Source organism: Kitasatospora sp. NPDC127067, assembly GCF_042724755.1.
Taxonomy (GTDB): Bacteria; Actinomycetota; Actinomycetes; order Streptomycetales; family Streptomycetaceae; genus Kitasatospora; species Kitasatospora lactacystinica.
In genome coordinates, this window is record NZ_JBHXEM010000011.1 from 24,480 (window position 1) to 31,285 (window position 6,806).

The window sequence follows — 6,806 nt, forward strand, 5'->3', positions numbered from 1 at the left end:
GCGCCGGGTGCACAGCACGACGGGCCGGCCCCGCGCAGCTTGTACGCGCTGCGCGAACAAGCACCGCACCCGGGTACGGACCCCGGGGGCGCCATCTCCTCCCGGTACCACCGGTCCTGGCGGATCGTGGGACCCGGCACAGGCTCCGGAACTGCCGTTATGCAGGCTACCGGGGCCCGGGGCGGGGCTTATGCTCCAACCCGGCAGAGGATTATGCTACGCGGACCTCGTACCCGATCCCGATCGGGCGTTCGAGCGACGGGCGGATCCCGGGAATCGGCACGCATGAACCACCGACGCCCGGGGCACGTCCTCATCAACACAGCAGAATCCTCAGAGAAGAAAAGCCACGAGCGGGAACGTTTTCGGCCTGGTTGGATGTTGACCCTGGTACGACAGCTCGTCGAGCTAGAGAAGAGGCGACGTGACTACTGTTCTGACCCCTGCGAGCCCGCTGACCGCGGCTGACCGCTGCGACCGCTGCGGCGCCCAGGCCTACCTGCGCGTCGTACTCGCCAGCGGCGGAGAGCTGCTCTTCTGCGCCCACCACGGCCGGAAGTTCGAGCCCGAGCTCAAGAAGATCGCCGTGGAGATACAGGACGAGAGCGGCCGTCTCACCACGACCACCGCTACGGCGACCGAAGACGAGCGCTGATCCCGGGCGCCAAAACCAGCAGCCGGCGTCGAGCTGTGTCCGGTCGTGCACTGCGCGCGACCGGTGGGCCGGGCGGCTGACCCCCTCGGGGGCCGGCCGCCCGGCTCTGCTGTACCCCCGGGCACCCTCCCGGGTCCGGTGACGGCCCGACCACGACTGCCGACGCCGCGTCAGAACCCGGCGTCAGCACGTGACCGGGCGCACACCCACCGCGACGTCCGCGGCACCGGACACACCGCGTCCGCGGACGTTCACAGGACCGAGCGCACCGCGTCGGCGACCGAGGACACCCTGGTGTAGACGCCCGGGTGGGCCGCCTCGGCGCAGCCCGTCCCCCAGGACACCAGGCCCACCAGCCGGCCCTCGACGATCATCGGGCCGCCGCTGTCGCCCTGGCAGGCGTCCTTGCCGCCCCGCTCCTCGCCCGCGCAGACCATGCCGCGGGCGTCGAACTTTCCGTCCTGCCCGCCCGGGTACGCCTGCGCACAGGCCCCGTCCGGCACGATCGGCACGGACACCCCGCGCAGCGTGGGCGAGTAGTCGCCCCGCCCGGTGGTGTCGCCCCAGCCGTACACCTGCGTCGTGGTCCCGGCCAGGTACGGCGCCGTCTCGCCCTGGCCGACCAGCTCGACCACCGGCCGGGCGCCCTGGGACTCGGCCAGGGTGATCACCGCGACGTCGTTCATGTTCGCGTCGAAGGAGTAGTCGGGGTGGATCCAGACCGACCGCACCGCCACCTCGCGGCCGGTCGTGCCGCGCATGTCGTCCCGGCCGACGATCACCTTGAGACCCGGCCGCTCCACCCGGCCCTTGCCCTCGTCGTAGAAGCAGTGCGCGGCCGTGACCACCTTGGTCGGGGTGACCAGCGCGCCCCCGCAGAACTGGCCGGAACGGCCGCTGCCGAACTGCTGGCGGCTGGACAGCGCCACGATCCACGGGTGGTCCCCGGTGCTCGCCGCCGTGCCGCCGACCACCCGGCGCTGGGCCTCGGCCGGCGCCGCGCCGCCGAGGGCGACCAGCGGGACGGGCACGGCGGCCAGCAGCGCCAGCACGGCGGCCCTGCGGCGGCGGCCCGCCCGGCCGACGGCCGGATCGGCCGGATCGGCGAGGTCTGCCGGAAACGGGATGGGCGTCGGCAGGTCAGTGCGGTCCGGCTCGGTCGGCACCGTGACTCCAGGAGGCTCGGAAGCAGGCAACCGGCACAGCGTAGGTGACCGGCTACACCGTGCGACCACTTCCCGCCGCGCCGCCACCCGGACGAGCGACAACCACCACCCGGACGCTGACACGCCCGGGCCCGGACAGCCGCGAAGGCCCGGAGCCGTGCGGCTCCGGGCCTTCGCATGGAACGACTGCCGTCGATCAGTCCAGGTAGTCGCGCAGCACCTGGGAGCGCGACGGGTGGCGCAGCTTCGACATGGTCTTCGACTCGATCTGGCGGATGCGCTCACGGGTGACCCCGTACACCTTGCCGATCTCGTCCAGCGTCTTCGGCTGGCCATCGGTCAGGCCGAAGCGCATCGAGACCACGCCCGCCTCGCGCTCGGACAGGGTGTCCAGCACCGAGTGGAGCTGCTCCTGGAGCAGGGTGAAGGAGACCGCGTCGGCCGGGACGACCGCCTCGGAGTCCTCGATCAGGTCACCGAACTCGCTGTCGCCGTCCTCGCCCAGCGGGGTGTGCAGCGAGATCGGCTCGCGGCCGTACTTCTGGACCTCGATGACCTTCTCGGGGGTCATGTCGAGTTCCTTGGCCAGCTCCTCCGGGGTGGGCTCACGGCCCAGGTCCTGGAGCATCTGGCGCTGGACGCGGGCCAGCTTGTTGATGACCTCGACCATGTGCACCGGGATGCGGATGGTGCGGGCCTGGTCGGCCATGGCGCGGGTGATCGCCTGGCGGATCCACCAGGTGGCGTAGGTCGAGAACTTGTAGCCCTTGGTGTAGTCGAACTTCTCGACCGCACGGATCAGACCGAGGTTGCCCTCCTGGATCAGGTCCAGGAAGAGCATGCCGCGACCGGTGTAGCGCTTGGCCAGCGAGACCACCAGACGGAGGTTGGCCTCCAGCAGGTGGTTCTTGGCCCGGCGGCCGTCCTCGGCGATGATCTCCAGCTCGCGCTTGAGCTTCGGGGCGAGCTTGTCGGCGGCCGAGAGCTTGTCCTCGGCGAACAGACCGGCCTCGATGCGCTTGGCGAGCTCGACCTCCTGCTCGGCGTTGAGCAGCGGGACCTTGCCGATCTGCTTCAGGTAGTCCTTGACCGGGTCGGCGGTGGCGCCGGCGACGGCGACCTGCTGGGCCGGCGCGTCGTCCTCGTCGTCGTCGGAGAGGACGAAGCCCTCCGACTCCTCCTCCGGACCGGTGCCCTCGGCCTCGGTCTTGTCACCGGGCAGCGCGACGTCCTCGAGCAGCTCCTCCTCGCCGAGCAGCTCCTCGTCGCCCTTGGCGGTCTTGCCGGCGGCGGTCTTCTTGGCGGCGGTCTTCTTGGCCGGCGCGGCGGTCTTCTTGGCGGCGGCCTTCTTGGCCGGCGCGGCCTTCTTGGCGGGAGCCGCCTTCACCCCGGCGACGACGCCGGTCGTCTCCTCGACGGTGATCTCGGCGGAGACGGTGGGAGCCGTGGCCGCGGCGGCGACGACGGCCGGAGCCGCGACGGGAGCGCCGGGGGCGATCCGCACGGGCGGCTTGGTCGGGGCCGACGGGGTCCGGGTGGTGACAGCCTTGGTGGCGGTGCGCTTGGTGGGGCTCTTGGCAGCAACGCTCTTGCGCTTGGCGCCGGCCGGTTCGGCCGCGCTGACCATGAGGTCCACGCCCTCCTCAATCAGCACCTGATTGAGGCTGCGCATGACGTTCTTCCACTTGGTGACCGGGATCTGGTCCGCCTCGAACGCCTGGCGCACGTCGTCACCGGCGATCTGCCCCTGGGCCTTGCCCCGCTCGATGAGAGCCAGCAGAGCCGCGGACTCGGCGATCTCGGGGGGAAGCGAACGGGATGTGCTGGCCGACACGAACAACCTCTCGGACGATGAGTGGATCTCGAACCCGTACCGGCCGCCCGAGCGGGCGGGGAAGGAGATCGCGCGTCGGACGCGCGGTGTCGATTCCGACCGACTCGGGCTTGAGGACTGGGTTTGCAGGACGGCAGCAGCGCCGCGGACCAACACAGCATTCTGACATGTTGGAGTATTCCGGAGCTGCTTCCGCTCAGGACACATCGCTGCTACTCGTCAAGTGTTACGCATGGCCTTCGTGTCGCGGGTCACACCATCCGGCGCCCGCAACCCGGAGCCGGTTCCATCATCGCGCACTCGCCGGTGAATCTATTGTCATGAACAAGGCCGACGTGGGCCCGCTTTCGCCGCCCTCATTCGCCGGGGCGCTCCCGGCGGTTCGCCCCCTGGGGACGCCGCCCCCTCGGGCCACGCGGCCTCCGCCGGCTCTGCCCGGTGGGACGGCGGCATGCGGAAGCCCCCCGACTGCGCCGCGCGGTGCGGCCGGAGGGCCCGGGCGGAGCGGGCCGCCGCCGTCCGGCGCCTCCGCTCGTGGAAAACAGCCCGTTCAGTGCTCCCTGGGCGCGGGAACGGACGGCTCGATCTCGGGATGGACGGTGAGCAGCGCCCGCATCGCGACCTCGCCCGCGGCACCGTCGCCGGCACCCAGCGCCTCCACCAGCCGGGCGTGCAGGCTGACCGAGGACTCGGTGGGGCGCTCGCAGGAGATCGCCGGACCGCCCGAGACCTGCAGCGCGCAGGCGACGATCCCGGACAGGTGCTCCAGCATCCGGTTGCCGGCCATCTGGAGGACCAGGCCGTGCAGCTCGGCGTCGGCCCGGGTGTAGGTCGAGAGGTCGGCCTGGGAGGCGGCGTGGCTCATGATCTCGACCAGCTCGGCCAGGCGCTGCTGGACGTCCTCCCGGCCGTGGCCGGAGGCGAGCCGGGCGGCCAGCGGCTCGATCGCCCAGCGGAGCTCGAACAGCTCCCGGCGCTGCTCGTCCCGCTGCGGCCCGAAGGCGCGCCACTCGATGATGTCCGGGTCCAGCAGGTTCCAGTCGCCGACCGGACGGACCCGGGTGCCGACGTTCGGCCGGGCGCTGACCAGGCCCTTGGCCTCCAGCACGCGCAGCGACTCGCGGACGACGGTGCGGGAGACCTCGAACCGCTGGCCGATCTCCTCGGGCACCAGCGGGCGGTCGGCACCGAGGTCGCCGGAGACGATCATCTGGCCGAGCTGCTGGACCAGCTGGCCGTGCAGACCGCGGCCCCGGCTGCTGGTGGTCTTGCGGCCGACCCGGGCGATGTCCGACTCGGCGCCCTCCCAGCGGGGCACCGGCGGGGTCGGCCGGTCGGCGTACGAGAAGCGGTCCAGGTCGCCGGGACCGTGGATGGGCCCTTCGGCGGAACGGGCGGGGGTCATGGTGGGGTGCGCAAGGGTACTCACGCCTCCTTTGTCGGCGATCGGCAGGCGTGGCTTGAGAATTCTCGTGAAAAGCACACGAAAGGGTGATCGACCGTGACTGGATAATTGACTTCTTATCAGGAAGAACCGCGCATTACGGTCACTGCTGGTCGATCTTGGAAGTCCCGGGCGGGACCGCACCCGTGACGCGGCCTCGGGCCCGGGCGGGCGGCCCCGCACAAGCGGCTCAGCGCGGTCCATCGGGGCGCAGCACGGCGCGGGCGGTTCCGTGCGACGCGGCGCTACAGGGCGCGGCGGCGGGCCTGGGCCAGCAGGGCGGCCAGCAGCAGGAGCGCCGCAGGGGTCGCGACCGCGGCGAGCAGCGCCGGATCGGTCAGCGCCGCGCTCCCGGCCACCGCCTCGTGCGCACCGCCGTACACCCAGCCGTAGGCCCACTCGATCCCGGACTGGAACGGCAGCAGTTCGGTCGCCCGGGTCGGCCACGGCCTGCCGGTGCGGCGCAGCAGCAGGGCGACGCCGGACTCCAGCAGCGGCGGCAGCGCGCACAGCAGCAGCACCCCGCCCGCGGCACTGCGGGTCAGCGAGGCGGCCAACACCCCGGTCCAGCCCGCCACCACGGTGAGCAGGACGAAGGCCAGCAGTGCGGCGGGCACCCCGTGGCCGGCCACCAGCCCCAGCGGGGCGCCCACACCCGGCAGGTCGGACAGCCCGGACACCCCCGCACCGGTCAGCGCCTCGAAGACCCGGTCCGACAGTGCGGACGGGTCCGCCCAGGCCGCCACCGTGACGCCGTCCGGCAGCGCGAGGTGCACGGCCGCCGTGTCGAACAGCAGGGTGGCCAGCGCCAGCACCGCCGCCACCGGGCCGATCACCACCAGCTTGGCCAGCAGCAGCCGCACCCTGCGCGGGTACGACACCTGCGAGGCCACCAGCCCCGGGTGGCGCACCTCGTGCCCGTACGAGAGCGCGCCCAGCACCCCGGCGCCGAGCGCCGCGAAGGGCAGCGGGATCAGCGGGACGGCGGCGGTCAGCAGCCGCACCCCCGCCGGGGCCGTCAGCGGGCCGTCCGGGGCCTGGCTCGCCAGGACGGCGGCCACGCCGGCGTCGCCGAGCAGTACGGCGGCGAGCAGCAGCCAGGTGGAACGCAGGCCGCGCAGGCGGCGCAGCTCGTAGGCCAGGACACGCACGATTCACTCGCTCCGGTGGTCGTCGGGGATGGCGGGGGCTGCAGAGGTGCCCGGGGTGGCCGGGGCGGCCGGGGCGGCTCGCCTGACGGGGCTCTGGGCGGCGCCCCGGACGGCGGAGGCTCGGACCGCGGTCGCGCCCGAGGCGGGGCGCCGGAGGCGCACGGTGTCGTCGGTGAGCAGGTCGTCGGCACTGGCCCGGCGGCCGAGGGGCCGGACCCGGGCGGGCTCCAGCGGCGGGGCCGGGTCGTCGCGGAAGAGCCGGTCGACGGCCACCGTCGGCGCGGGTTCGTCGATGGCGTCGGCCCCCGTCCGCATGGACGGCCCGGGGCGACGGCCCGGCGGCTCGGGTCGGCGGCCGGCCGAGCCGAGGACGGGGAGCGCGGCGGCCGGGAGGGCGGCGGCGACGGCCACGGCGGGCAGGGCGCGGGCGGGCAGGGAACCGTCCTGCCGGGGGCGGCGGGGAGCGCCGCGCTTCGGGACGGCGGCGCCTCCCGGCGCGGCGGCGGTGGCCGGTTCTGCCGGGGTCGGTGTCGGGGTCGGGGTCGGGGGCGGGGCC

At 73.4% G+C, this 6,806-nt stretch carries 5 protein-coding genes and 1 pseudogene; 1 reads left to right on the forward strand and 5 read right to left on the reverse strand.

Annotated features, from left to right (window positions below):
- Positions 1–424: 424 nt before the first annotated feature.
- Entirely contained in the window at positions 425–655 is a 231-nt protein-coding gene (locus tag ACFWJ4_RS06975; RefSeq protein ID WP_359912625.1) for a hypothetical protein, read from the forward strand.
- Between the two features lie 251 nt (positions 656–906).
- Here ACFWJ4_RS06975 and ACFWJ4_RS06980 read toward each other — a convergent pair whose 3' ends face one another.
- The 5 genes and pseudogenes from ACFWJ4_RS06980 to ACFWJ4_RS07000 form a co-directional block, all read right to left on the reverse strand.
- Positions 907–1,707 carry a S1 family peptidase gene (locus ACFWJ4_RS06980; protein ID WP_380540238.1) on the reverse strand — a complete coding sequence of 267 codons (801 nt, stop codon included), beginning with the start codon at positions 1,705–1,707 and terminating at the stop codon, positions 907–909.
- A 310-nt stretch (positions 1,708–2,017) separates the two neighbouring features.
- The gene (locus ACFWJ4_RS06985; RefSeq protein WP_380350869.1) at positions 2,018–3,655 is read right to left on the reverse strand and encodes an RNA polymerase sigma factor; all 1,638 of its coding nucleotides are present in this window, start codon (positions 3,653–3,655) and stop codon (positions 2,018–2,020) included.
- Positions 3,656–4,205: 550 nt separating this feature from the next.
- Positions 4,206–5,138: a FadR/GntR family transcriptional regulator gene (locus tag ACFWJ4_RS06990; protein WP_380540092.1), complete on the reverse strand. Its 933-nt coding sequence runs from the start codon at positions 5,136–5,138 to the stop codon at positions 4,206–4,208.
- Between the two features lie 206 nt (positions 5,139–5,344).
- Positions 5,345–6,250 carry a hypothetical protein gene (locus ACFWJ4_RS06995; protein WP_380540095.1) on the reverse strand — a complete coding sequence of 302 codons (906 nt, stop codon included), beginning with the start codon at positions 6,248–6,250 and terminating at the stop codon, positions 5,345–5,347.
- A gap of 3 nt (positions 6,251–6,253) precedes the next feature.
- Positions 6,254–6,806 (reverse strand): annotated as a pseudogene (locus tag ACFWJ4_RS07000) (hypothetical protein); the annotation flags it as partial.